The sequence below is a fragment of the Streptomyces sp. P9-A2 genome, from assembly GCF_036634175.1.
In the GTDB taxonomy this organism is placed as follows: Bacteria; Actinomycetota; Actinomycetes; order Streptomycetales; family Streptomycetaceae; genus Streptomyces; species Streptomyces pratens.
Genome location: NZ_JAZIFX010000001.1, coordinates 7,792,026 through 7,815,268, shown reverse-complemented (window position 1 = coordinate 7,815,268; position 23,243 = coordinate 7,792,026). Strand labels below are relative to the sequence as shown.

Sequence of the window (23,243 nt, the reverse complement as noted above, 5' to 3'; positions counted from 1 at the left end):
AAAGGGGCGGCCAGGCAGTCGTCCAGTACTGCTGGTCTGTCAGATCTGGTGCGCGGTGTGGTCCGGATTGCGGCGGGAGCCGTCTTCGATGCGGTTGGCGAATTCCGCGATCCGGGACGCGATCTCCTGGGGGTGGCTGAGCTGTACCCAGTGCCCGGCGTCGATCGGGCGCCGTTGTATCTGGCGCGTCCAGTGCTCCACTCCGTACGACAGCACCGGGGTGACGCAGAAGTCGCGGGTGGGGATGATGAGCTGAATCGGGACGGTGGTCGGCCGGTCCCGGGGACGCAGCAGGCGGGGCAGCATGTTGGCGCGGTACAGCGCGGTGCCGGACACGGCGTCGCGGGCCAGCGTCGGCGCGGGGTAGGGGGTGTGCCCGGGCACGCCTTGGGAGCCGGTGAGGAAGGTGCGCCAGCGGTGTCCCAGTGCTCTCCAGGTCAGGGCGGGCAGGAGCGGAAGATGGAAGTAGGCGATGTACCAGGACCGTGCGGCCTGCCGCAGCATCTTCGGCAGATCCGGATGCCGCGGCCGAAGGCGGGCACGGATCATGTGGCCGACGTGGTCCAGGCAGGGTCCGGAGATGGAGGTGAACGAGGCGATCCGCCCGGCCAGGCGGGTGCCGGTGACCGACTCCCAGGAGTGGATCGATCCCCAGTCGTGTCCGACCAGGTGCACCGGGCGGTCGGGGCTCACGGCGTCGAGAACCGCCTCCAGGTCGGCTTCCAGGCGGGACATCCGGTAGGCGCGCAGACCCCTGGGCCGGTGGGAGGCACCGGCTCCCCGCACGTCGAAGGCGGTGACGTGGAAGCGGTCGGCCAGGCGCTCGGCGACCGGGCGCCACACGGCGCTGGTGTCCGGATAGCCGTGGACCAGCACTACCGGAGGAGCCGTGGACGCTCCCCATTGGTAGGCGGCCAACTCCACGCCGTCCGCAGCGATCCGGCGGGCGGCCGGGCCGGTCATCGGCCACCACTGGCAGGGGTCAGTTCGCCGTGGTTCAGACCGCCGTGGATGAAGCTGGGCAGCACCGGCCACTGCCGCTTGAAGGGGGCCAGCTCCGAGGAGGGCAGGATCTGCAGCCAGCGCGGATCGCGCCGGCTGGGGTCGGCGAGGGTCTTCTCCTTGACCATGGAGTCGTACTGGTCGAGAGAGTCCTCCAGGGTGTTGGCGTTGGGCACCACCTCATGGCCGTAGAACGCGGCGTGGCGGCGCACCCCGGGGATGCGGGAGAGCTCGGGCTGCCAGTTGTCGGCCGAGATGCCGTTCTCGGAGGAGACCCACACGCCGTCGGGGGTGTTCAGCACCAGGGAGTGGTTGCCGTCCGTATGGCCCGGGGTCCACAGCAGGCTGACGCCGACACCGAGTTCGACATCGCCGTCGAAGGCGGTGATGCGCTCGCCCGGTACCCCGTCCATGCCTCCGTCGACGTACCAGGCCCACTGCATCGGATGCATCGATTCGAAGGTGCCCAGCTCCCTGCGGTGCACCAACAACCGGGCGCGCGGGAACAGCGCTTCGCGGGGCGCCCGTTCGCCGGGAACGGTGCTGGTACTTCCCATGATCATGCGCACGTCCTGGACGTGCAGGTGGTCGAAGCTGACGAAGTCCACGTCCTCGGGTCGCAGACCGCAGGAGGGCAGGACGGTGTTCGGGTCCTGGTAGTAGCGGGCGAAGACGTGCTCGGTGAGAAAGTCCCCCGCCAGACGCTTGAGCTGGGCGTAGAACGGTGCTTGAGCCGTTCCGGCGGCGACGGTCGGCTCCCACACCAATGTCTTCGGCTCACCGTCGAAGCCGTCGAACTGCACGACGAGCATCCGGTTGACAATGCTCACGAACGGGTTGACGGCGAGGGCGGCGCCGTGGAAGCCGAACCGGGTCGGGTACGGGGCGGCGGCGATGTCGAAACTGCGGACGGCGTGGATGCGGCCCTGCTGGACGAACCGCTCACGGTAGGTGGCCGCGGCGCGGCGCACTGCGCGCAGCCGGTCACCGCGGGGCCATACGTCGTGGACACCTTCGAATTCGGGGATGGGACGCGGAGCGGCGGCGTCCTGGGCCTTCTTCGCGCTGGGCGCCGGCTTGGGCGTGGTGGTCACGGGCTCATCCTTCGGGGCAGCGGGCGGTCCGGGTGCGCTGCTCGTAGGCCGCGCGGACCGACCGGTCGGACAGGGCGGCGAGCTGGTCGGGGACAAGGAGGTGATGCAGGGCGTCGCGGGCACGGCCTGGCAGCAGCGCGGCCAACCGGGTCAGGGTGGCTACCTGGCGTGGAATGAAGACCTCGAACCGCGGGCGCAGCACGACGTCGAGCACCGCGTTGGCTACCTGATCTGCCGTCAGGCGTCGGGTGGGGCCGGTCGCGGTACCCACGGCCAGCTCGGTGTCCACGACGCCGGGCATCACCAAGGACACGTACACACCAGTGCCGCGCAGTTCGGCGCGGACGGCTGTGCTGTAGCCGTGGATGGCGTGCTTCGTCGCCGCGTAGGTCGCCTCGCCGGCCGGGGCGACCTTGCTGGCGGCGGAGGCGATGTTCACCACGTGGCCGCGACCGCGTTTCCGCATCCCCGGGATCACGAGTTTCATCCCACGCAGTACGCCGTGGACGTTGACGTCGAACTGGCGCAGGGCGGCTTCCTCCGGTTCCTCCTCGAAGGGGCCCACCCACATGATTCCGGCGTTGTTGATCAGTACGTCGATCGGCCCCAGCTGGGTCTCAACGGTGCGCAGGAAGTCTTCGAAGGAATGTGTGTCGGTGACATCGAGAGACAGCCCTAGCAGTCGGCCACCGGCATGCGCGCCGATGGCACCAGCCGTCTCCACGGCAAGCTCCGCGTCGAGATCGCCGATCGCCACGGCGGCTCCGGCTGCGGCGAGCCGGGCTGCGACGGCACGCCCGATTCCGCGGCCCGCCCCGGTGACCACGATCACTCGGCCGGTCAGCGGTTCTGTGCCGGAGAGCCTGTCGCGGTCTCTCCGGCTGAACGTGTACGGGTATTTGGGCGGTGCTGCCACGGTCGAGCCCTTTCCTTGCCCTGAGCATGAGCGGAACGCTGAGCGGCAAGCGGCCCCCACACGCGTCTGACACGATGCCATGTCAGATGAACTGACAAGCTAGAGTGTCAGTTCGGAGCACACCGGTGTCAACACCTCTGCGAAGGGGAAAAATGACCGGCACACAGACCGCCGGGCGGCGCTACGGCGGACGCGATGCGGCGCAACGACAGCAGGAGCGCCGCACCCGCCTCATCCAGGCGGGCCTCGACATGTTCGGCACGGTTGGATACGCCTCAGCCTCCGTCAAGCAGGTGTGCTCGCGTGCCGGACTGACCGAGCGCTACTTCTACGAGTCATTCCGCGACCGCGAAGACCTTCTCGCCGGGGTCTACAACGAGCTGATCACTACGATCAGCGCCGAAACCGCGCAGGCCGCAGCCGCTGCCGCACCCGATGTCGACGCCCAGCTGCGCGCCGGCCTCGAGGTGTTCATCCGCAAACTGGCCGGTGACGCCCGCATGGCCCGCCTGGTGCTCATCGAGGTCGTGGGCGCCAGCCCCCGCCTCGAAGTACGCCGCCGTGAGGTCCTGCACGAATTCGCCGCAATGGTCGCCGCCGTCGTCGGACCGCCCCCTGGCCCGGAAGCCTCCTCCAGCCGGCTCACCATGACCGCGATGAGCCTGGTCGGCGGAGTCAACGAACTCCTCGTGGACTGGACGCTCGGCCACCAGAACGCCACTGTCGAAGAGCTGATCGACCTTTGCTACACCCTGTTCACCGCGGCCTACCGAGCCATCAGCGATCAGCCCTGATCACGCAGGCCCGGATTCTTTCAGGAGCTTTCCGCACCGGACGGTAGCCCACGCCCCCCGTTCAACGGCCCGGCGCACTCGGCGGCCCTGTTTCGATCAGGCAGGGGGTCTGTACAGCGAACGGCTCTGTCCCGTAATCGGTGGTGGCGCTGTGTAGTGATCACTGGAGGAGGATGCGGTGGCGGAGCAGGGGGAACCCGGCTCGGCCGTGCATCTGCCTCATGATCCGTTTGGTTCGTGTGTTGACGCCCTCGGTGCGGCCGTTGTGGTACGGCAGAGTGAGGCCGGCGTCGACGGCGGCGCGGTCGAGCTCGAGGCCGTTCGCAAAGGAGTGCAGGTGGGGCAGGTCAGCGGTGCGAACCGTAGTGATCCAGTCGGTGAGCTTGGCATCGTTGCCCTCCGCCGGGGCCAATAGCTGGGCGAACTCGCCGGCGAGAGAGGCGAGTTCGGTCATTTCGGGGCAGGTGCCGGTGAGTTCCCGCAGGAGCGCGGTGTCCTTGTCGCGCAGGTTCTCCGGACGAGTGAGCAGGAGACGGGCGAAGCGCTGCGGGGTGGTGACCGGCTTGTCGCCCTCGGCACGGCCCTGGGTGAGGTAGCGGTAGAGCAGGTTGAGGCTGCCGGTGTAGCCCAACTCCTTGATCTCCCGGAAGAGCTGGAGGACGGGGACGGCCGGGTCCACGGCGCGGCGGGTGCGCAGGTGGTCGCGGTAGGGGTCGACGAGCGTGGGCTTGTAGCGGGGTGCGCGGCGGTCGGCGGTGGGGCTCCTTCATGCGGGAGTACCGCTTGACGGTGTTCAGGGCGACATCGAGGCGGCGGGCGCATTCGAGCAGGCCGACGCCCTGGCCGAGCAGGTCGTGGACGCGCTGCCACCGCTCGCGGGTGGTCTGTTCGCGTACGCCTCCGGGCCGGGCGGGGTTCACGGCGGTTGCCCAGCAGGCCGCGTGGGAGCGGACTTCGGCCAGGACCTTGCCGCACAGGTTGGACCAGAGGTGCCACCGGTCGCTGACCTGCACCGCTTCGGGCAGAGCCTGGCGGATCGCCTCGGCGTAGGTGGCGGAGCCGTCCCGGCACACGTACTCGACCCCGGGATGCTCGCGCAGCCAGGTCACCAGGGTCGGGGCGGTGCGGTCGGGCAGGACGTCGATCCGCTCGCCGGTCTCGGCGTCGATGATCACGGTGGCGTAGCGGTGCCGGCGCTTGAGGGCGAAGTCGTCGACGCCGATCACCCGCGGCACACGTGGCGGTGGCGTCCGCAGGCGCGTGAGCAGGCGCAGAGCCGTCGAACGAGAGAGGCCGCAGCCCCAGGCACGGGACAGGCGGACACCCGCCCGGCCCGCTAACTCCTTGACCAAAAAGCCGAGTCGGCGGGCCAGGCGTGGGGTACGGCGCTGGTAGCGCTCCACCAGGCCCGGCACCTGTTCGCGGAAGGTCTGCCGCGGACATCCCAGCACCGGGCAGACCAGACGCCGAACCCGCACCGACACCACGACCCGCCGCCCGTCCACCGGCACGTCCACGAGCGTCCGGCCGTGCAGGCCGTGCACCTTGGCCGTCGGCGCCCCGCATGCCGGGCACGGCACCGGATCGTCCCGGGTCCGCGCAGACACCCGGATGGCCTCGCCCTCGTCCTGTACACCCTCGATGACGAGGGCTGACAGCCCCGAGAACACCACACTCACAAGCTCGTTGACATCACGCACACCAGAACAACGACGACCGTCACCCTTCGTTACCACCGATTACGGGACAGAGCCGTTGACCGTACAGACCCCATCAGCCCGTCCAAGACCGACCGCGAGCGCGTCATCCCGATGTCCGCCGAGCTGTTCCACGTCATCGCGTCCGTCATCCGACGCCACACTCGCGACGGCAGCCCGGTCCCGATCCTGCGGCGCTTCGACCCGCACGACAAGGTCTGGAGCCCGCCGATGCCGTTCCTGTTCCAGCGCAAGATCGGCTCCACCCGCAGCGTGATCAGTCCCGTGACCGTCCTCAACATGCTCGCACGACGCTGCACGGACCTCGCTGAACGTCATCCCGCGTTCCGCTCGGTCAAGTTCACCCCGCACGACTTCCGCCGCATCTTCACCACCGAGCTCGTCAACAGCGGACTGCCCATCCACATCGGCGCCACGCTGCTCGGCCACCTCAACATCCAGACCACCCGCGGCTACGTCAAGGCTCGGGAATTGCATCAGACGGGCGAGAAGTCGCAGGTCGCCAGCTCGGGGCGAGGGCCTGATGGACTCCAACGCTACTACGAAGTGGCCTCCTGATCAGGAAGTTTGCCAGACGAATCCCATCTGATGCAGGATTTGCCCTCCAGAAGGGAGGGTCTGGAGTGGTGCAAGAGCGGAAGGTGGCCCTGGCCGGGGCGGCTCATCTGGAGCTTGTCTCCGGGGTGATCCAGCTGCGTCCGGAGGACGCGATGGTCGATGCGATGCTGCGGGGCTGGCGGGCTCAGCAGATGTCCCGGGGTTTGAAGGAAGGCACGATCGCCGGGCGGGAACGGCTGATCCGGCGCTTCCATGAATTCACCAACGAGTACCCGTGGTCGTGGCTGCCGGGCCACATGGACGAGTGGTCAGCCTCGCTGACGGGCGAGAAGCACCTGGCACCGTCCACGATCCGCAGCTACCAAGGCGACGTTCGGCAGTTCACAGAGTTCCTCGTCGACGGCCGCTACGGCTGGGGGCCGGCCTGCGAGGACGCCTTCGGCACCCACCCCGTGGCGATCTGCCACGAGTGGAACACCATCGCCCATCTCAACGACTACGAGGGCGACCCGGAGGCCAGGCCGTTCACCCGGGCAGAACTACAGCGGTTCCTCGACTACGCCGACGATCAGGTCGAACGCGCCGTGAAGTCCAAGCGCAAGGGCGCCCTTGCCGCATACCGCGACGCCACACTGTTCAAGGTCGTCTACGGGTGGGGTCTGCGTCGGACGGAGACTTCGAAGCTGGATGTCGTTGACTTCGGCCGCAACGCGAAGGCGCGACAGTTCGGCCGGTACGGCACGCTCAACGTCCGCTACGGCAAGGCGAAGAAGGGCCAGCCGCCGCGGCGCCGGAACGTGCTGTCGGTGATGGACTGGGCGGTGGACGCGGTCCAGGACTATGTGGAGAACGTCCGGCCGCGGTTCGGCTGCGAGGACCACCCGGCGTTGTGGGTCACTGAGCGGGGAGGGCGGGTCAAGCCCTCCGAGATCAACGCCCGGTTTGTGGCCTACCGCGACGCGTTGAAGCTCCCGAAGGAGCTCGTCCCCCACTCAATTCGCCATTCGTACGTCACGCATCTGACCGAGGACGGGGTTGACCGTCGGTTCATCCAGCAGCAAGTCGGCCACGAGTGCGACAGCTCCACCGCCATCTACACCCACGTCAGCGACGACTTCATGAACACTGCCCTGAGCAAGGCACTTGCCCCGGCGTTCGCCGGGACGTGACGAGGAAGGACCCGACGATGGCCGCCAAGCTCGACTACCAGTGGCACCTGCGCAAGATCATGGCGGACCGCGGGATGTTCTCCACGACCGACCTGATCGCTCCGCTCGAGGAACGCGGCATCACGCTGTCCTCCAGCCAGGTCTACCGGCTCGTCGTGGACCGGCCCGAGCGGCTCAGCTTGAAGATCCTCATGTCCTTGCTGGACATCCTGGACTGCACTATGGACGACCTCATCGAGCCGATCGCAACGGCCGGCGTCGTGAAGAAGCCGAAGAAGGTGGCGGCAGGCGGGGCACCCGCCGCCGAGGGAGTCGGTGACCTGCGGCCCAAGCGGGCCCGGATCGCACCGGTGGACCGTTGAACGGGTACGCGGAGGAGGTTCTGGCCGATCCGGTCGGCATGGTCGTGCGGCTGGTCGGAAACGTCGAGCGGCACCTGGACGCCGACCGCGTTCGCGAGATCGTCTGCACGGTGATGCGTGAACGAGCCGGTCGTCGGCGCCTCGCCCAGGCCCTGCATAACGATCCGTCGCTGCTGCGGACCGGACGGCCTCCGGCACCGTTCTGCGTCGCGCGGTTGCTGATGGCTCTTCGCGAAGCCGGCGCCCAGGACATCGCGCTTCCCCGCTGCGGTGAGTGCGGCCGCGGACGCCCCTACGTGGGCAGCCGCACCGGCGGCAGGTGGGGATGCTCGCCCTGCTTCGACAAGCCAGCCGTCTGCGCGGGCTGCCGCCAGCAGCGGCGCGTCGTCAGCCGGGACCGCAACGGCGACCCTCGTTGCGCGAAATGCCCGGACACAAACGGCGATCCACTCGCCGAACTCACCAGACTCGTCACCGCCGTCGATCCCCTGCTGACCGCCAACACTGTTCGATCAGCCCTCGAACGCGCCACCGTCCGAACGGCTGGCCGGCGACGTCTGGCCTGGGCGGTCATCGCCCAGCCCGACCTGCTGACCGGCGCCGGCTACGACGCCCCGACCCCCGCCGTCCTGCGGTTCATCAGCGAACTCGTCCAAGCCGGGGCCACGACGGTGGTCAACCCGGCCTGCTTCCGCTGCCAGGAGGTCAAGGCACTGTCGAAGCTGCTGGACGGCAAACGGGTCTGCCGCAACTGCTTCGCCCGCAACTCGGCCGTGCCCTGCATCCGCTGCGGAGCCATCCGCGAGCCCGCCGCCCGGGATGCCGAAGGGCACCCGCTCTGCCCCAACTGCCTCGTCAGCGACCCCGTCAACCTGGAGGAATGCTGCGGCTGCGGGCGCCGCCAGAAAGTCGCCGTCCGCCTTCCCGACGGACCCCGTTGCGCCAACTGCCGGCCCAGGACCGCCACCCAGTGCGGCATCTGCGGACGGACAGCGGCCTGTGAGATTTCCCGGGTCACGGACGAACCCTGGTGCAACCGGTGCCAGCTGCGGTGGACACCATGCAGCAGCTGCGGCACCGTCGACCACGTCCGCGGCGGCAGCTGGGACGCGCCTTTGTGCGCGAAGTGCACCAACCCGGATCCGGACTTCTGGGGCCGCTGCCCGGTCTGCCGCACCACATGGCAGCTCAGCACCCGCCCCTGCCAGCGATGCACGCTCGACCAGTTGGTACGCGACCTCCTTGGCGGCAACACCGGCACAGTCCGGCAGGACCTCGTCCCCCTCTACGAGGCACTGTCCGGAGCCGAACGCCCCACCAGCACCATGTTCTGGCTATCGGGCTCGAAGGTCAGCATCCTGCTCCAGCAGATCGGCCGCGACGAACGCCCCGTCACGCACGAAACGCTCGACGAGCTGCCCGCGAGCAAGGTTCTCGCGCATCTCCGCAGCGTCATGGTCGCCACCGGAGCACTGCCGGCCCGCGACGAACGCCTTGTCGCGCTGGAGGGCTGGATCACCGCGGCAGTTCATGCCCGCGCCGATCCCACCGAACGCCGGATCCTGCACGGATACGCAAGCTGGCATCACCTGCGGCGACTCCGACGACGCCTCGGCAATGAACACACCACCCATCTCCAAGCCCTGAACGTCCGCTGCCACGTCACCGCAGCGGCCAACTTCCTCGACTGGCTGGCCGGCAACGGCCTGACGCTCAGCGACTGCACCCAGCCTGACCTGGAGCGATGGACCTCAGACGCCGATGCCAGCTACCGGGACGAGACCGGCCACTTCGTCCGCTGGTCGGTACAGCACCACCACGCCCGCGGCCTCACCTACGGCACCACCCGCTGGACGGGCCCCCTCAGCACCATCGACAGCGAGAAACGCTGGTCAGATGCCCGACGGCTCCTCCACGACGACGCCCTGCCCACCCCGGACCGCGTCGCCGGACTGCTGCTGGTCCTCTACGCGCAGAAGATCGCCACGATCAGCCAGCTCACTGTCGACGACGTCCACCTCGACAACGACACCGTCGCGATCACGTTCGGCACCTCGCCAGTCGTCCTACCCGAGCCGCTGGCCGCACTCGTCCGCGAGCTCGTCGCGACCCGCCGAGGCAAAGCCAAGATCGGAACCCCCGAGGACGTCCCCTGGCTGTTTCCCGGCGGCCGCCCAGGACACCCCCTCGGCGATGACCGGATCGGCCAGCGTCTCCACAAGATCGGGATCCGGCCCCGGCAGGACCGCTCCACCGCACTGTTCACCCTCGCCGCCGAACTGCCCGCCGCCATCCTCGCCCGGGTACTCGGCGTCCACATCCAAGTCGCCGTCCAATGGCAGAAGGCATCAGCCGGCGACTGGGCCTCTTACGCCGCCGATGTCAGCCGCCGTGTCCCGGAGAACCAATGAAGCTACCCATCACCATCCACCAAGCACGGCTCGGATCCACGGAGTTCAAGGTCATCCGACCCGCCCGGCCCCTGGTCCACGCAGTGCTCATCGACCACGATCGGCACCTGGACACCTACCTCGATCAGGACGCCGCCCAGCGAATCGGTGGGCTATGGAAGCTCGCTGCCTCTTCACCGCGCTCGCTGGTCCACCTGCCGATGCGGGGGAACCGTGGCCCCTCCCGTGAGCTGCCAGAAGACGGCACACGGCAGCTTGATCTCGTGCTGCTGCACCACTCGCTCCAGTTCGCACCCTCACGTTGGAAGGAAATACGAGGACGGCTCGGCCCAGGGCGTCCGCAGACCGTGACACTGCCCGGCCCAGGACACACCGACGAAGCCGTGATTGATCACGAGGCACGGCACCACCAGGAGAACCGGGATCTGTTCCACCAGCATCTCCGCGCCGAGACCCTGTTCATGACCGGCAGCGCGAAGGTGTTCAGGGACACCGCCCGGCACTTCTTCGACGTCGCCCGAAACGGCCCCGGATACGTCCCCGTCCATCCGAGCTACCCGCACTTCTGCACCGAGCTCCACTCCAACGACGGCATTCTCGGCGGCGCGCGCGAGATCCACATCGAGTACTGCGACCAGTGGGACTCATGACCCTGACCGACAGGACCCCGCCGACCATGACGTTCAACGATCACCTCCAGCATCTCGTCGAGAGGGCCCTCGCATCCATCCCGGCCGCCGACGCCGGCGACATCTACGCTGTCTCCTTCCTCATCGACAACGAGGACGACGACCCTCGTCAGCCGACCTTGACGATCGGCTACAACACTGAAACTCAGGCCCGACGCAGCATCCAGGACGCCTCTGACCAGGCAGAAGCCCGCTGGAACTACGCTTTCTGGATCCAGAACGAGCTGACTGTGGTCGGCAACCTGACCAGCGACCCCGCCGGGGCCACAGCTCGCCAGGAGTGGATCACCGAACTCGGACTTTGGTACGACGAGCCGACCGACCTCGCCGACTGGGATTCAGTCATCGGGCCACTCGCCGCGCAGATCGAGGCCCGCTTCAACCAGACCTGCTGCCAGCTCGCCCGAACCCTCCATACGACCGGCGTCATCGGAAGATCTGTCGGCCGAACCGTGCCGGTGATCGTCCACGAGCTGGAGTACTACGAGGCGATCGCCCGGCAGACCGAGGCCGCCAACCCGCCCGGCCTCGCCGACGAGTTCACCTCATGGGTCCGCAATGGCTGAGGCATTCGGACAGTTCCAATACCCGACTCCACCATTAGCCGTGTTCGACGAAGACGTCATCCGCCATTACCTCGCCCACCTCAACGAACGCCGCCAGCTCCGCCCCGACCACGAATACCGCGACGTCACCAGCGACGAGTGGGACGAGTTCGAAGAGCATTTCGACAAGCGCAAGGTCGAACTCGGCGCATGCGGACGCCCCTATGGCACCCCCTGCCAGCATGAACACGCCTGCATCCGCTGCCCCATGCTCCAGGTCAGCCCGAAGATGATCAGCCGACTCGACGACCTCGAAACGGACCTCATCAACCGCCGTGCTCGGGCAGAAACCGAAGGCTGGCGCGGCGAGACCGAAGGCATCGACCTGACCCTCACCCTCCTGCGAACCAAGAGAGACGAAACCAGGCGGCGCCTTCATCGGCCCGTCGTCAACCTCGGCATCCCCCTCCCACGCACCGCCACGACACCGCAGGAGACCACAGCATGACCCTCTCCATATCCCTACCCGCCGAGCCAAGCGGTTCTGCCGCTGGCCGGCCCCTGAGCAGCAGGACGACCGTGCTCACGTGGTTCGCAGCTATTGCTCCGTCTGGCCGTTCAGCTCTGTCCAGGTGTAGCTGTCCATACCGTCGTGAGGGCCGATCCTGGAGAGTTCCACACCATCGCGTCCCACCGCCACAATGAGCGGTCGGATCCCCACGTGACCTGTGGACGGGGACTTCCAGACCACGATGAGCCTGCCGTGCTCGGGCACCTCAATCCGTCGGTCGCCGACGAGGAGGTGATCCACTTCCGCCGCCACCTGAAGTTCGTTGGACCCGACCCACGATCCCGTCCCCGTGAAGTCCGGATGACAAAGCTGCCGGCGGTAGGCATAACTCAGGCAACCTGCGCCTCCGCCAAGCTCGATCATGCCGACCTGCCCCGGCCGGCCCGCCGCCAGTCTCTCGGCAGGCAGGTCAGCGTCCGACCTACTGCCACCGCCTGTGTAGTGCCATTTCTCGCCCCAGCGCTCAATCAGTGCGGTGTGCGTCTCCGCCTTCGCGGATCCGGGACGCCAGACGAGCCAGACTGCGCCTATACCCGCGTCCAGGTCGACGTCACTCGACACCAAGGTCAGCCAGCGGCGCGGCAGCAAACCCGGTTGCGACACCGCGCCGTTGACCACGCGTCGGACCACCCTCGGCAGAATGATCTCCATCCAGCGGTCGATACGGCGCATCCGACGCAACTCCGTGCGAATGGACATGTACACACGGTACCCAGGGGCGAATCCCACCGCACCAGTGACGCCACAGGAGTGCCACCTGCGATCCCACTCGTTCAGGTGAAGTGCAGATAAGCACCGACTACTGGAAGGCGTCGCGCGACGCAGACACGAAGTCCGAGGAAGAGTGGCTCGCCGCCCGCCGCGCCAAGGAGCAGCAGGCCGCCTCCGAGTGGGCCGAGCGCTTCGACATGCCGCCTCTGGAGGGCCCGGAGAAGGCCCTGGACTGGGGCGAGCGGTCCCGGCATCAGCTGATGACGGCCTCGCACACCGCGCTGGTCGTCGAGGGTGCCTGGGACGAGGCGGACTGGGCGGAGTCGGAGGAGAAGGCCCGCACGATCATCCGGGCCGGCTGGTGGATCGACCGACGTGACACAGGCGGCGCTGACCTGCTCGAACTCCTCGAAGCAGCCACCGATGACGACTGCTGAACCGAGAACCCTTTCCGCTGAAAGCAACCGGACCGTAGCCGGGGAGTGCCGGTCAGCCGAACCGGCGATCCTGCGGACCGTCGTTCCTCCCACCGCCACCCGCCCCGTATGGAAGGACCCGCATGCGCCCGCCGTCCTGGACGCCTTCGAACACCCCGCTGCCCGCGCCAACACCAGGCCCATTCGCCCCTGCTCGGGACATCACCCACATCCACTTCCGGGCTGGAGACCACGTCGTAGTCCTGAAGGGTGCTGTCAGCGGGGAACTTCGGGGGACTCCATACACATTAGGGAGTTAACAGCCTCTGAAAGAGCTGACCTGCAATCCCTGGCGGGCGCTACCGGGCGGCCACCGACCGCCTCATCGGCGACGTACCGCACACGCCAGATGTGTGGCCGCTCCGAGGAGCAGCTGCATTCTGGACACGCGACCGCGATGCCTTCATGGGTCCACGCCGTGATCCGGATCAACTCCGGGCCGGCCTGCACTCCTTCGACCTGCACCGCGGCCGACTGCGGCAGTAAGGAGCTGTTGTCTTTCCGGACATGATCGCCGCGTTTCCGCTGGTCGGGCGTGGGGTCGGTGATTCGGTGGGAGTAGTGGCCTGTCGTGCTGTCGCTCCCTGGGAGGTCGTGGATGCCGTCGGTGGTCGGGCTGTTGGAACAGCGTGAGCTGGATGCTCGCCGTCGTGTGGACGAGCTGCGGGAGGAGGCTGACCGCATCCAGGCCGAGCTGGCCGTGGCCGAGCGGGAATGGAAGGAGTGGGCCATCGCCTGCTCGCGGGTTGGCGAGGTGCTGGCCCCGGCGAACGAGAGTGGGCAGGACCATGCCCGGGCTGAGGGGAGCGCGCTGGCCGCCGGGGAGCAGACCGGAAGGACGTCGCAGGTGCTGGATGCGGCGAAGACGAAGTCGCAGGTGCCGGTGTGGTGTGAGGGGCTGGCCTGGTCGGTGCTGTCGGTGGACTACCAGCGCATCCTGCAGGCCCTCGCGGACCGGCACCGGCTCCGTCAAGGGCCGCTGACCTGCCAGGAGATGGCCGCGGCGTTCGGCATGGACGCGGTGCCGGCACGGGTGGAGGCGCTGCGGTCGAAGGCGAAACGCCTGGTCGCGCGCGGCTGGCTGGCCGAGCCGGCGCCGGGACGGTTCACGCTCGCTGCGGGTGTGGCCGGGCAAGGCGGCGGGTCATGAGCAGGGCCATCGACCAGTAGATCATCGCCTCGGCGCTGGTGGTGCGGCGTTCGTAGTCGCGTGCCAGGCGGCGGGTGCGCATCAGGTGGGCGAAGAGGCGGGGTCAAGCCCCTTCTACCGGTGGCTGAAGGGCGCCCCGGCCCGCATCGAGCGGGCGCGGTCCGATGCCCGCCCGGCCCGGCGGATACGGGAGATCCACAAGGAGTCCGACGGTACCTACGGTGTCCCGCGGATCACGGCCGAGTTGTGGGACGCCGGGATCGAGGTGAACCACAAACGGGTCGCGCGTGTGATGGCCCGGATCGGCCTGCAGGGCGTGCACCTGCGCAAGAAGGTCCGAACCACCGTCCCCGAGCCGTCCGCGACGCCGGTGCCCGATCTGCTGCGGCGTGACTTCACCGCGAGTGAGCCGAACACCAAGTACGTCGGAGACATCACCTACCTGCCCATCGGCGACGGCCAATTCCTCTACCTGGCAACGGTGTTGGACCTGTGCTCGAAACGGCTGGCGGGCTGGTCGATCGCCGACCGCATGCGCACCGGGCTGATCACCGACGCCCTCAGATCCGCAGCCCGTACCCGCGGCGGAACCCTTGACGGGGCGATATTCCACAGCGACAACGGCGCCCAGTACGCATCGAAGGAGTTCGCGAACGTGTGCCGTGAACTCGGCGTCACCAGATCACGCGGAGCCGTCGGAACGTCGGCGGACAACGCCGCCGCCGAATCCTTCAACGCAAGCCTGAAACGGGAGACCCTGCAGAGAAGGAAACGCTGGTCAGGAGCGCGTGAGGCCCGCCTTGCGGTGTTCCGGTGGGTCACTCGCTACAACACGAGAAGGAGACACTCCGCACTCGGCCAGATCAGCCCGATCGCCTACGAACAACGATCGATTACGCTGGCCACTGCCGCATAGCAAACGGTGTCCACGATCCGGGGTCAAGCCCCCTGCGACCGAAGATCGGTCATGGCACCGACGCTAGGCAGCAGCCGGTTAACGCCCGGCACGCCGACGGTTAGACGACGGCAAAAGTGCGTGGCGCATCGCCTCCGAGCAGGCCGACGGCCCGCAGGATGAAGGCATGAGACAGCGTGTGGTGCGAGTCGCCCTCACCGCCGCCCCGGTCGCCGTGGTCCTCCTGGCCGTCCCGCTGGCCCTGGCCATCAGGTCGTCGTTGTACGCCGACCAGCGCGACACCCTGGAGCGGGCAGCCCTGTCGGGTGCCGTGCGCGTCAGTCCGGACTACACGGCCGGCGACCCGGTGGAACTGCCCGCGCCGCCGGCCGGAGGGCACCTCGGTCTGTACGACACCCACCTGCGCCTCAGGGCGGGCAGCGGCCCGAGGACCGGTGACGCGGCCGTGCGGGAGGCCTTCGGCGCGACGGTGGTGCGCGCTCGCTCGGGCGGTGACCTGGTGGTCGTGGTGCCGGTCTCGCACGCCGAGCAGATCATCGGCGTCGTACGCGCCTCCTCGCCCGCCGATGCCGTACGCGACCGCGTCCTCGCCGTGTGGGCCGTCCTCGCCGGAGCCTGCGTGCTCGCCCTGACCGTGGCCGTCCTGATCGCCCGCCGCCAGGCGCGCCTGCTGGCGGCGCCGTTGGAGGACCTCTCCCGCCACAGCCGGGCCGTCACCGCCGGCGATCTCGGCGCACGCGCCGCGCCCAGCAGCATCGCCGAGATCGACCAGGTGGCCCGCACCCACAACGAGATGCTGCACAGCCTGACCGAACTCCTGTGACACGGGCGGGACTTCACCGCCAACGCTTCCCACCAGCTGCGCACCCCGCTGACCGGACTCCAACTCACCCTGGAGGCAGGCCTCGCCCAGGAGGACGACGCCCGGCTGCGTCCCGCCCTGGAGGAGGCGCTGGCCACCACTCGCCGGCTGCACGGCACAGTGGAGGAGGTGCTGCGGCTGTCCCGTTCCCGCGGCCTGCCGGGCCCCGCCCCCGTGGACACCGAACTCTCGCGTCTGCTGCGGGAGACCGAGGCACGCTGGCACGGGCTGTTCGCCGGCGACGGCAGGCGCCTGGAGTGCGAGAGACGTGACGCGCCGGATGACGTACGCGTACCCGGAACCCTCGTCGCCGAGATCCTCGACGTCCTGCTGGACAACGCGCGCGTCCATGGCCGCGGCACGGTCCGCCTCACCGTCCGGGACCTCGACGACGCCCTCGCCTTCGACGTCACCGACGAGGGAGAAGTGGAAGGCGACACGACCCGGCTCTTCGACCGCGGCCACACCGGCGATGGCGCGGGCGAGGGCATCGGCCTGGCCCTCGCCCACGACCTGGCCGTGTCCCTGGGCGGCAGACTCTCCCTGACCAGCCGCCGCCCGGCCGGCTTCACCCTCCTCGTGCCCGTCGGGCAGGACGAGCCCGGAAGGGCCGGTGGCCGAGGGCGCCGGTAGGGCCAGCCGGCATACCCCACCCGCGTCGCACGGATCGCCGACTGCCTCGGCGTGGACCGGCCGTTCGGCATGGGAGTTCCGCACCCACGGGTGTGATCACCTTCAGGGTGCCGGGGCGGACGCCGAGCTGTGGCGTAGCCCGGTGACGCGCCGGCCGGCGGCCGTCTTCTTCAACAACCCGTAGGTGAGCACCGGCAGCAACATGTGCGAACCAAACGGGTGCTCCGATCAGCACTGAACCGTTCCGGGCCGGCTTCGGCCTCCTCCGCCACCGCATCCTGCTCAACTGATCCATCCCGGTGAGCGATCAACGGCTACGAAAATCTTGTCAGAGCCGCTCGTTCGACAGACCCTCAGGCCGGTTCGGGTGCGCCCGCGGTCTCGGCCTGCTCGCTGTTGGTCTATGCGGTCAGGAGCCTCGCGGTGGGACCGATGCCAGTGATGCGGCCGGAGTCGAGGAGGCGGACGGTGTCGGTGTAGCGGGCGACGAGGTGGTGTTCGTGAGAGACCACGATGAGGGTCATGTGGTGTTCGGTGCGCAGGCAGGTGAGGAGGTCCATGATGCCGGTGGCGGTGTCGCCGTCGAGGGCGGAGGTGATCTCGTCGCAGAGCAGGATGTCGGGGTCGGCGGCGAGTGCGCGGGCGATGGAGACGCGCTGGCGCTGGCCGCCGGACAGTTCGCTCGGGTAGCGGTCGGCGTGGTCGGTGGTCAGGCCGACCTGGGTAAGGAGCTCGGCGACGCGGTCGGGGCGCGCGTTCTTGGGCAGGTCGGCGTGTAGACGCAGGGGGCGGGCAAGTTGCTGGCCGATGGTGTGGCGGGGGTTGAGTGCGGCGAGCGGGTTCTGCGGCACCAGCTGGATGCGGCGCTGCTGTTCGCGGGTGCGGCGCCGGACGCCGGCGGCCAGCGGGCGGCCGTCGAGGGTGAGCTGCCCGGTGTGGGTGGGGTGGAGCCCGGCCAGGACACGCAGCAGGGTGGTCTTACCGGACCCGGAGGGGCCGACGATGGCGGTGGCCGAGCCGGGCGCCGCGGTGAACGCGGCACCGGTCAATACGGGGCGACGCCGGCGGCCGTCGCGGAAGTAGGCGTCGATCGACTTGGCCGCGATGCCGTCATCGGCCGAAGCACCGGGCGCGCCGGAGTCGGGCAGAGTGCCGGGGGCGGTGCGGAGTGTGGGAGTGGTCTTGGAGGTGAGGTAAATGGTGTGGTCCGCGCAAGCGGCGGCGAGGTCGGGGTCGTGGGTGGCGACGACCACGGCGAGGTTCCGGCTGGCGGCGAGGTGGCGCAACAGATGAGCGATCTCGTCACGCAAAGTGGCGTCGAGTCCGGCGGTCGGCTCGTCCAGCAGGAGGACCTTCGGGGTGCGAGCGAGGGCGCGTGCGAGGGCGACGCGGCGTTGCTGGCCGCCGGACAGGGCGGTGGGCCTGCGTTCGGCGATGCCGGCGTCGGTGGGCAGACGGCATTCGGCCAGCAGCGCGGCGACGTTTTCCTCGCCGGAGTCGGTGGCGAGTTCGGTGACCAGGCGCCGCACGGTCATGCGGGGGTTGAGGGCGGAGCCCGGGTCCTGACCGACATAGGCAATGGATGTGCGCCGCAACCGACGCAGTTCGTCGGGGGCGAGCTGGTGCGGGGCGTGGCCGAGGACGCGAAGCGTCCCTGCGGAGACGGCGGCGGCCTGGGGAAGATGGCCGACAAGGGCGCGCAGGAGGGTGGTCTTGCCGCAGCCGGATGAGCCCATGAGGGCAGTGACCTGCCCGGCGTGTATCTGGGCGGTGGTGGCGGGCAGGAGCACGGGGCCGTCGGGAAGGGATATCTCCAGGCCGGTGACGGTGATGAGCGCGGAGGCGTCCGTGGTCGTGGGGGCGAGGGCGGAAACGGGGGCGAGGTAGCTCATCGGCGGGTCGCTGCCTTCGCGGTGTCGGGGGCCAGGGAGACGGTGACGAGGTTGACGGTGATGGCCAGCAGGGCGATGGCGATGCTGGGCGCGATGACGGCCCAGGGGTTGAGGAGGATGCCGGAGGCGTTCTCACGGACCATCAGCGACCAGTCCGAGGCTGGTGGCTGGGGCCCGATCTGGAGGAACCCGGCCATGGAGATGACGTAGACGGCTTCGACGAACCGGAGCCCGAACAGGGTCAGGACCGTGGCGCGGAGGTTGGGCAGGATCTCCCGCAGGGCTACGTAGAGGGTGGACTCGCCGCGGGCCAGGGCTGCTTCGACGTAGCCGGCCGTCGCGAGGGGGGACGCGGCGGCGGCGACGACCCGCACGGCGTACGGGGTGCCCAGGGCGATGGCGGCGGCGATCACGGCCCAGCGTCCCCCGCCGGGCCAGGCCAGCGCGATGAGCATGATGCCGAGCAAGGGCGGCAGGAGGATCGCAATGTCCGCACTGCGTTCGAGTACGCGGCCCAGGGCCGGCCGCAGCACGGCAATGCAGCCCAGCACGGTGGCAGTCAGGGTGACGGTGATCGCGACCAGCAGGGCGCCCATGATGAGCAGGGCCCCGCCGTGCAGTACGCGGCTGAGGACGTCGCGGCCCAGTTGGTCCCCGCCGAGCACGGCGCCGTCGCCCGGGGTCGCAAACGGGGCTGTGACGGGAGTGTCGATGGTGTGCGGTGCGATCAGCGGCCCGATGAGCGCCAGCAGCAGCGACACGACGGCCAGTGCCAGCAGGGCGGCGGTCTTCGTCCGGCGGGCGGCCCGGAGCCGGGGTGCGGCCACAGGCAGGGCAGCGGTCATGCGCGGGCTCCCAGGGTGGCGTGGCGGATGAGGTCGGCGGCCAGGAGCACGAGGCTGATGACGGCGCCGGCGCACATGACGACCCCGGCGATCAGCGGGGCGTCGCGTCCGGCGACAGCTCCGGCCAGGACGGTTCCGATGCCGGGATAGTTGAACAGTGTCTCCACGACGACTGCGCCGCCGAAGAGCATGCCGGTGGAGGTGGCGATGCCGGTCGCGATGGCCGGGATCGCGCCGGGCAACTGGTGGCGCACCAGAACACGAGTGAGGGGCAGGCCGTCCAGGTGGGCGGCTTCCACGTGCGGGGTGGCGGCCTGGTCGGCCAACGCGCCGCGCACGACGCGGGTGTTCCAGCCGGTCTGCGGGATGACCAGGGCGAGGACCGGCATGATCAGCATGGTCCAGGTCGCGGGCCGGCCGTCGCCGCCGGTCACCGTGACGGCCGGCAGCCAGCCCGTCCACAGGGACAGCACCAGCAGCAGCCCCGCCGAGACCACGAACTCGGGCACAGCGAACGCGGCCGTCGAGCCGTGCCCGATGAGGCGGTCGGCCAGTCGGCCGGGGCGCGCTGCTGCCCAGCAGCCGAGCAGCAGTGACAGCACCACGGTGATCACGAACGAGGTCAGGGCGAGGACGAGGGTGTTGGGCAGCGGGTCGGCGAGGAGCTCGGTGACCTTCTGCCCGCGGGCGGAGGTACCGAGGTCACCGGTGGGCAGCGCGGTCATCCAGTCGGCGAACCGCTCCCACAGCGGCCGGTCCAGACCGAGGAGGCGGCGGCGTTCGGCGAGGTCGGCCGCGCTCTCGCCACGCTCGGCCGACGCGCTGGCCGCGTCCCCCGGCAGAAGCTCGACCGCGGCGAAGACCAGCGCGAGCAGGACGAGCAGCATCAGGACTCGCCGCCCGGCCGTCCCCGTCAAGCGCAGGGCGAGGGCCGCGGCCCGGCGCGAGGCGGTGGCCGCCCCCTCGCCGGGGGCGGCCACCGGGCCGGTCTTGGCCGTCTGGCTCAACTCAGCCACACGCCTTCGAGCTGCACGCGCCCGTATCCGGCGAGCTTGGGCAGGTTCTGCACCTTCGCGGCGGCCAGGTCGATGCCGTCGGCCATGCCCCACAGCAGGTAGCCGGAGCGCTCGTATTCGATCTGCTGGAGCTCCTTGAGCGCGGCGGACCGCCGGGCCGGGTCGCTGGTGGCGATGGCCTTGCGGTAGGCGGCGTCGAATCCGGGGTCGTTCCATCCGGCCTCGTTCTGGCCGGCTTCGCTGGCCATCGTCTTGGAGGCGAAGAAGACCACCGAGTCGTTGGTGCCCCAGTAGGTGGTGTAGAAGTCGCCGGTCTTCCAGGTCTTGTCCCAGAACGCGCCGGACTCCTGCTTGACGACCTCGACCTTGATGCCGGCCTCGCGGGCCTGGTTGGCGAACAGCGTCGCGGAATCGGCGAGACCGGCGATGTCCTCGGTGGTGACCAGCTGGTAGGTCTTGGACAGGTCGAAGCCCGCGTCGGCCAGGAGCTGCTGGGCCTTGGCGAGGTCGCGCTTGCGCTGGGGGATGTCCTTGGCGAAGGCGGGATCGCCGGTGCCGAGGATGTCGTTGGCGACGGTGCCGTAGCCGGACAGGACCTGCTTGACCATCGCGTCGCGGTCCACGACCAGCCGCATCGCTTCACGCACCCGTGCGTCCTCGAAGGGGCTGCCCTTGGCGGTGCACATGACGATCGGCATGGCCATGTCGTTCGGGCGCCGCAACACCTGGATGTCCTTGCGGGCCTCGGCGGTCCGGGCGGCGACTGCGCCCGCGTTGGAGGCGAGGTCGATCTGCCCGGCGAGGAGCGCGTTCGCCATCGCCTGCGGGGTTTCGAACATGGTGACCTCGATGGCGTCGAGGTGCACGGTGCCGCCGTACCACTTGTCGTTGCGCACCAGGCGGGCGTTGCCGCCCCGGAACCAGTCCAGCTTGAACGGGCCGGTGCCGGGTGCCTTGTCCAGGTCGGAGTCCTTGGTGTCCTTCTTCATCACGAAGGAGGCGAACCGGGTCAGCAGGGGGAACTCGGCGTTGGCGTAGTCGGAGACGAGAACGACGGTGTCGGTGCCCTCGGCGCTGATGTTGTCCGCCTGGATGCCGGGCAGACGGGCCGCGCCGGAGGGGGTGTTGCGCAGCCGTTTCAGCGACCACACCACGTCCTCGGCGGTGACCGGAGTTCCGTCGTGGAACACCGCCCCCTGGGCGATCTTGAACTTCCAGGTCTTCAGGTCCGCCGACGATTCCCACGAAGCCGCCAGTCGCGGGGCGGTGTTCGTCTTGGCGCCGGGCACGGTCAGGGTGTCGAAGACGAGGGCGAGGACCAGGTAGTCGCTCTCGTTGGCCTGGGTGCCGTGCGGGTCACGGGTGATCGCGCTGGCCCGCCCCAGCGCGCCGACGCGCAGGGTGCCACCGGTGCGGGGTTTGCCGGCGCCGGCACCAGAGGCTGCGGTGTTCTTGGAATCCCCGCTGCCGCCGCTGCAGGCGGCGAGAATTCCGGCTACTCCGATGCCGGTTCCGGCCCACAGCAGCTGTCGTCTGGTGACGCCCACGTCTGTCCTCGTCTCAGGTCCGCACTTGACGTTGCTTAGGCTTACCTAACCGAACTCGGCCAGACTCCGCAAGCCGTCCCACCCGGCCGCAGTGACCTCCCGCGAGGATGGACGGGGCGTCAAAAACGCTGCTCAATAATGTTTTTGACGCAGTATCAGCAGAGCTCGCGGGTGGTGAAAATTAGACTACGTCGATGTAGTCAATCGCAGCGGTTAGGGTTGCCTTACTCCAGCGGTGGGGCTACGTTCCTGGTGTCCGGCAGCGCCCCGACCCGCCCGGACCCGACCACTTTTCGCGTTCCCCCCGCCGCTTTCGAGCCGGTGCGGCGATGCCGCATGCCTGCACTCGCTTCGCCCTGCCTGGAAGGTGCCACCGTGCCCACCTGCCCTGCCCCGGTACGCCCTCTTACCGCTGCCACCGCAACCGAGCTGACCACCATTGCGGCCAAGCTGCTCGCCGAACACGGCTCCGCCACATCGCCTGAACTCCTCAAGGCGCTCCCCGACGCCTGCGCCCAGCTCGGCGACGAGGTGCGGCACGTGCTGCGGCCCGTGGACACCGCCGACGGACTGTTCGTCCTGCGCGGCCTGCACCTGGATGACACCGAACTCGGCCCCACCCCCGGCCACTGGTCGACGGTTGCCGACGCCGGCGCGGTGTGGGACGTGGTCCTGCTACTCGTCTCGGCGCTGATGGGCACCCCGATCGCCTGGGACGGTCAGCAGGACGGCCGGTTCGTGCACAACATCGTGCCCTCGCCCGGACACGAGAGCGAACAGACCGGTGCCTCCAGCTCCGTGCTGCTCACCCCGCACACCGAGGACGCCTTCCACCCCGGCCGCGCCCACCTGCTCCTGCTCGCCTGCATGCGCAACCACGACCACATCGCCACCACCGCGGCCAGCATCCGCCTGACCGAGCTCGCCAAGGAGGACATCGCACAGCTCAAGCGGACCGTCGTGCCAATCCTGCCCGACGACGCCTACGAGCAGGCCCAGCAGTTCGCCGGCCCGCCCGCGCCCGTCCCGACCCTCTTCGACAGCGCCGAGGGCCTGACCATGCGCTTCGACCCCGCCTACACCTCGATGGACGAGGCGGATCAGCAGTGGCGGGAAGCGTACGGGCGTCTGGAGGCTGAACTGGCCCGCGTCTCGGTCGCGGTGAGCCTGGAGCCCGGGGACGTCCTGGTCGTCGACAACGACATGGTCGTTCACGGCCGCGTCCCGTTCAAGGCCCGCTACGACGGCACCGACCGCTGGCTCAAGCGCGCCTCCGTCCGCGTCGAAGGCCGCCCCACCCGCCCGCTCGCCGAGCACGACGAACACGGCTACGGCCAGGCCGCCCTCACCGCCTGGACCGACTGAC

Annotated in this window: 21 protein-coding genes and 3 pseudogenes; 15 read left to right on the top strand and 9 right to left on the bottom strand. The window is 69.2% G+C overall.

What is annotated here, in order from left to right; translation table 11 throughout:
• Positions 1-39: 39 nt before the first annotated feature.
• The 3 genes from V4Y04_RS34980 to V4Y04_RS34970 are packed head-to-tail and all read right to left on the bottom strand — an operon-like array spanning position 40 to position 3,012.
• Positions 40-963: an alpha/beta fold hydrolase gene (locus tag V4Y04_RS34980; RefSeq protein ID WP_332432312.1), complete on the bottom strand. Its 924-nt coding sequence runs from the start codon at positions 961-963 to the stop codon at positions 40-42.
• The gene (locus V4Y04_RS34975) at positions 960-2,096 is read right to left on the bottom strand and encodes a hypothetical protein (RefSeq protein WP_332432311.1); all 1,137 of its coding nucleotides are present in this window, start codon (positions 2,094-2,096) and stop codon (positions 960-962) included. Before V4Y04_RS34975 ends, V4Y04_RS34980 begins: the two co-directional genes overlap by 4 nt.
• A gap of 4 nt (positions 2,097-2,100) precedes the next feature.
• Positions 2,101-3,012: an SDR family oxidoreductase gene (locus V4Y04_RS34970; protein ID WP_332432310.1), complete on the bottom strand. Its 912-nt coding sequence runs from the start codon at positions 3,010-3,012 to the stop codon at positions 2,101-2,103.
• 152 nt (positions 3,013-3,164) lie between these two features.
• Between V4Y04_RS34970 and V4Y04_RS34965 the strand changes: the two genes are divergently transcribed.
• A complete protein-coding gene (locus V4Y04_RS34965; RefSeq protein WP_332432309.1) occupies positions 3,165-3,806 on the top strand; it encodes a TetR/AcrR family transcriptional regulator in 642 nt (213 codons plus the stop codon).
• A 160-nt stretch (positions 3,807-3,966) separates the two neighbouring features.
• On the opposite strand, the pseudogene V4Y04_RS34960 reads toward V4Y04_RS34965, so the two are convergent.
• A pseudogene (locus V4Y04_RS34960) lies at positions 3,967-5,506 on the bottom strand (ISL3 family transposase).
• On the opposite strand from V4Y04_RS34960, the gene V4Y04_RS34955 reads away from it, so the two are divergent.
• The 7 genes from V4Y04_RS34955 (at position 5,498) to V4Y04_RS34925 (ending at position 11,766) form a co-directional block, all read left to right on the top strand.
• Positions 5,498-6,082 (top strand): site-specific integrase, encoded by a 585-nt coding sequence (locus V4Y04_RS34955; RefSeq protein ID WP_332433113.1) that lies wholly within the window; start codon positions 5,498-5,500, stop codon positions 6,080-6,082. The pseudogene V4Y04_RS34960 and the gene V4Y04_RS34955 sit on opposite strands and share 9 nt — an antisense overlap.
• 65 nt (positions 6,083-6,147) lie before the next feature.
• Positions 6,148-7,251: a tyrosine-type recombinase/integrase gene (locus V4Y04_RS34950; protein WP_055605524.1), complete on the top strand. Its 1,104-nt coding sequence runs from the start codon at positions 6,148-6,150 to the stop codon at positions 7,249-7,251.
• Positions 7,252-7,268: 17 nt separating this feature from the next.
• Positions 7,269-7,613, top strand: a complete 345-nt coding sequence (locus tag V4Y04_RS34945) for a helix-turn-helix domain-containing protein (RefSeq protein ID WP_055605523.1) — start codon at positions 7,269-7,271, stop codon at positions 7,611-7,613.
• Positions 7,610-10,024 (top strand): site-specific integrase, encoded by a 2,415-nt coding sequence (locus tag V4Y04_RS34940; protein ID WP_332432308.1) that lies wholly within the window; start codon positions 7,610-7,612, stop codon positions 10,022-10,024. Before V4Y04_RS34945 ends, V4Y04_RS34940 begins: the two co-directional genes overlap by 4 nt.
• Positions 10,021-10,674 (top strand): hypothetical protein, encoded by a 654-nt coding sequence (locus V4Y04_RS34935; RefSeq protein WP_332425627.1) that lies wholly within the window; start codon positions 10,021-10,023, stop codon positions 10,672-10,674. The genes V4Y04_RS34940 and V4Y04_RS34935 overlap by 4 nt, the downstream gene beginning before the upstream one ends.
• Entirely contained in the window at positions 10,671-11,279 is a 609-nt protein-coding gene (locus V4Y04_RS34930) for a hypothetical protein (protein ID WP_332425629.1), read from the top strand. Before V4Y04_RS34935 ends, V4Y04_RS34930 begins: the two co-directional genes overlap by 4 nt.
• 40 nt (positions 11,280-11,319) lie before the next feature.
• Complete coding sequence (locus V4Y04_RS34925) at positions 11,320-11,766, top strand: hypothetical protein (protein WP_332432307.1); 447 nt, start codon at positions 11,320-11,322, stop codon at positions 11,764-11,766.
• Between the two features lie 90 nt (positions 11,767-11,856).
• On the opposite strand, the gene V4Y04_RS34920 is transcribed toward V4Y04_RS34925, so the two are convergent.
• Positions 11,857-12,528, bottom strand: coding sequence for a hypothetical protein (locus V4Y04_RS34920; RefSeq protein WP_332432306.1), 672 nt, complete (start codon positions 12,526-12,528; stop codon positions 11,857-11,859).
• An 83-nt stretch (positions 12,529-12,611) separates the two neighbouring features.
• Between V4Y04_RS34920 and V4Y04_RS34915 the strand changes: the two genes are divergently transcribed.
• From V4Y04_RS34915 to V4Y04_RS34885, 6 genes and pseudogenes are all read left to right on the top strand, one after another.
• Entirely contained in the window at positions 12,612-12,977 is a 366-nt protein-coding gene (locus V4Y04_RS34915; RefSeq protein WP_332432305.1) for a hypothetical protein, read from the top strand.
• 637 nt (positions 12,978-13,614) lie between these two features.
• Positions 13,615-14,166 (top strand): hypothetical protein, encoded by a 552-nt coding sequence (locus tag V4Y04_RS34910; protein WP_332432304.1) that lies wholly within the window; start codon positions 13,615-13,617, stop codon positions 14,164-14,166.
• A 94-nt stretch (positions 14,167-14,260) separates the two neighbouring features.
• A pseudogene (locus tag V4Y04_RS34900) lies at positions 14,261-15,082 on the top strand (IS3 family transposase); the annotation flags it as partial.
• 166 nt (positions 15,083-15,248) lie between these two features.
• Positions 15,249-15,905: a HAMP domain-containing protein gene (locus V4Y04_RS34895; RefSeq protein ID WP_332432303.1), complete on the top strand. Its 657-nt coding sequence runs from the start codon at positions 15,249-15,251 to the stop codon at positions 15,903-15,905.
• A gap of 18 nt (positions 15,906-15,923) precedes the next feature.
• Positions 15,924-16,082: pseudogene (locus tag V4Y04_RS34890) on the top strand (histidine kinase dimerization/phospho-acceptor domain-containing protein); the annotation flags it as partial.
• A complete protein-coding gene (locus tag V4Y04_RS34885; protein WP_332432302.1) occupies positions 16,065-16,577 on the top strand; it encodes a sensor histidine kinase in 513 nt (170 codons plus the stop codon). The pseudogene V4Y04_RS34890 and the gene V4Y04_RS34885, both read left to right, overlap by 18 nt.
• 401 nt (positions 16,578-16,978) lie before the next feature.
• On the opposite strand, the gene V4Y04_RS34880 is transcribed toward V4Y04_RS34885, so the two are convergent.
• From V4Y04_RS34880 to V4Y04_RS34865, 4 genes are read right to left on the bottom strand one after another with little or no spacing between them, the layout of a single operon-like run.
• The gene (locus V4Y04_RS34880) at positions 16,979-18,469 is read right to left on the bottom strand and encodes an ABC transporter ATP-binding protein (protein WP_332432301.1); all 1,491 of its coding nucleotides are present in this window, start codon (positions 18,467-18,469) and stop codon (positions 16,979-16,981) included.
• Entirely contained in the window at positions 18,466-19,314 is an 849-nt protein-coding gene (locus V4Y04_RS34875; protein WP_332432300.1) for an ABC transporter permease, read from the bottom strand. The genes V4Y04_RS34880 and V4Y04_RS34875 overlap by 4 nt, the downstream gene beginning before the upstream one ends.
• The gene (locus tag V4Y04_RS34870) at positions 19,311-20,321 is read right to left on the bottom strand and encodes an ABC transporter permease (protein WP_332433112.1); all 1,011 of its coding nucleotides are present in this window, start codon (positions 20,319-20,321) and stop codon (positions 19,311-19,313) included. Before V4Y04_RS34870 ends, V4Y04_RS34875 begins: the two co-directional genes overlap by 4 nt.
• Complete coding sequence (locus tag V4Y04_RS34865; RefSeq protein ID WP_332432299.1) at positions 20,318-21,877, bottom strand: ABC transporter substrate-binding protein; 1,560 nt, start codon at positions 21,875-21,877, stop codon at positions 20,318-20,320. The genes V4Y04_RS34870 and V4Y04_RS34865 overlap by 4 nt, the downstream gene beginning before the upstream one ends.
• 375 nt (positions 21,878-22,252) lie before the next feature.
• On the opposite strand from V4Y04_RS34865, the gene V4Y04_RS34860 reads away from it, so the two are divergent.
• Entirely contained in the window at positions 22,253-23,242 is a 990-nt protein-coding gene (locus tag V4Y04_RS34860) for a TauD/TfdA family dioxygenase (RefSeq protein ID WP_332432298.1), read from the top strand.
• Position 23,243: the final 1 nt, after the last annotated feature.

Excerpts from the sequence above, each read along its gene's own strand:
- V4Y04_RS34920 (WP_332432306.1), bottom strand. The coding sequence starts at position 12,528 with ATGTCCATTCGCACGGAGTTGCGTCGGATGCGCCGTATCGACCGCTGG.
- V4Y04_RS34875 (WP_332432300.1), bottom strand. The coding sequence starts at position 19,314 with ATGACCGCTGCCCTGCCTGTGGCCGCACCCCGGCTCCGGGCCGCCCGC.
- V4Y04_RS34930 (WP_332425629.1), top strand. The coding sequence starts at position 10,671 with ATGACCCTGACCGACAGGACCCCGCCGACCATGACGTTCAACGATCAC.
- V4Y04_RS34980 (WP_332432312.1), bottom strand. The coding sequence starts at position 963 with ATGACCGGCCCGGCCGCCCGCCGGATCGCTGCGGACGGCGTGGAGTTG.
- V4Y04_RS34910 (WP_332432304.1), top strand. The coding sequence starts at position 13,615 with ATGCCGTCGGTGGTCGGGCTGTTGGAACAGCGTGAGCTGGATGCTCGC.
- V4Y04_RS34935 (WP_332425627.1), top strand. The coding sequence starts at position 10,021 with ATGAAGCTACCCATCACCATCCACCAAGCACGGCTCGGATCCACGGAG.
- V4Y04_RS34945 (WP_055605523.1), top strand. The coding sequence starts at position 7,269 with ATGGCCGCCAAGCTCGACTACCAGTGGCACCTGCGCAAGATCATGGCG.
- V4Y04_RS34965 (WP_332432309.1), top strand. The coding sequence starts at position 3,165 with ATGACCGGCACACAGACCGCCGGGCGGCGCTACGGCGGACGCGATGCG.
- V4Y04_RS34895 (WP_332432303.1), top strand. The coding sequence starts at position 15,249 with ATGAGACAGCGTGTGGTGCGAGTCGCCCTCACCGCCGCCCCGGTCGCC.
- V4Y04_RS34880 (WP_332432301.1), bottom strand. The coding sequence starts at position 18,469 with ATGAGCTACCTCGCCCCCGTTTCCGCCCTCGCCCCCACGACCACGGAC.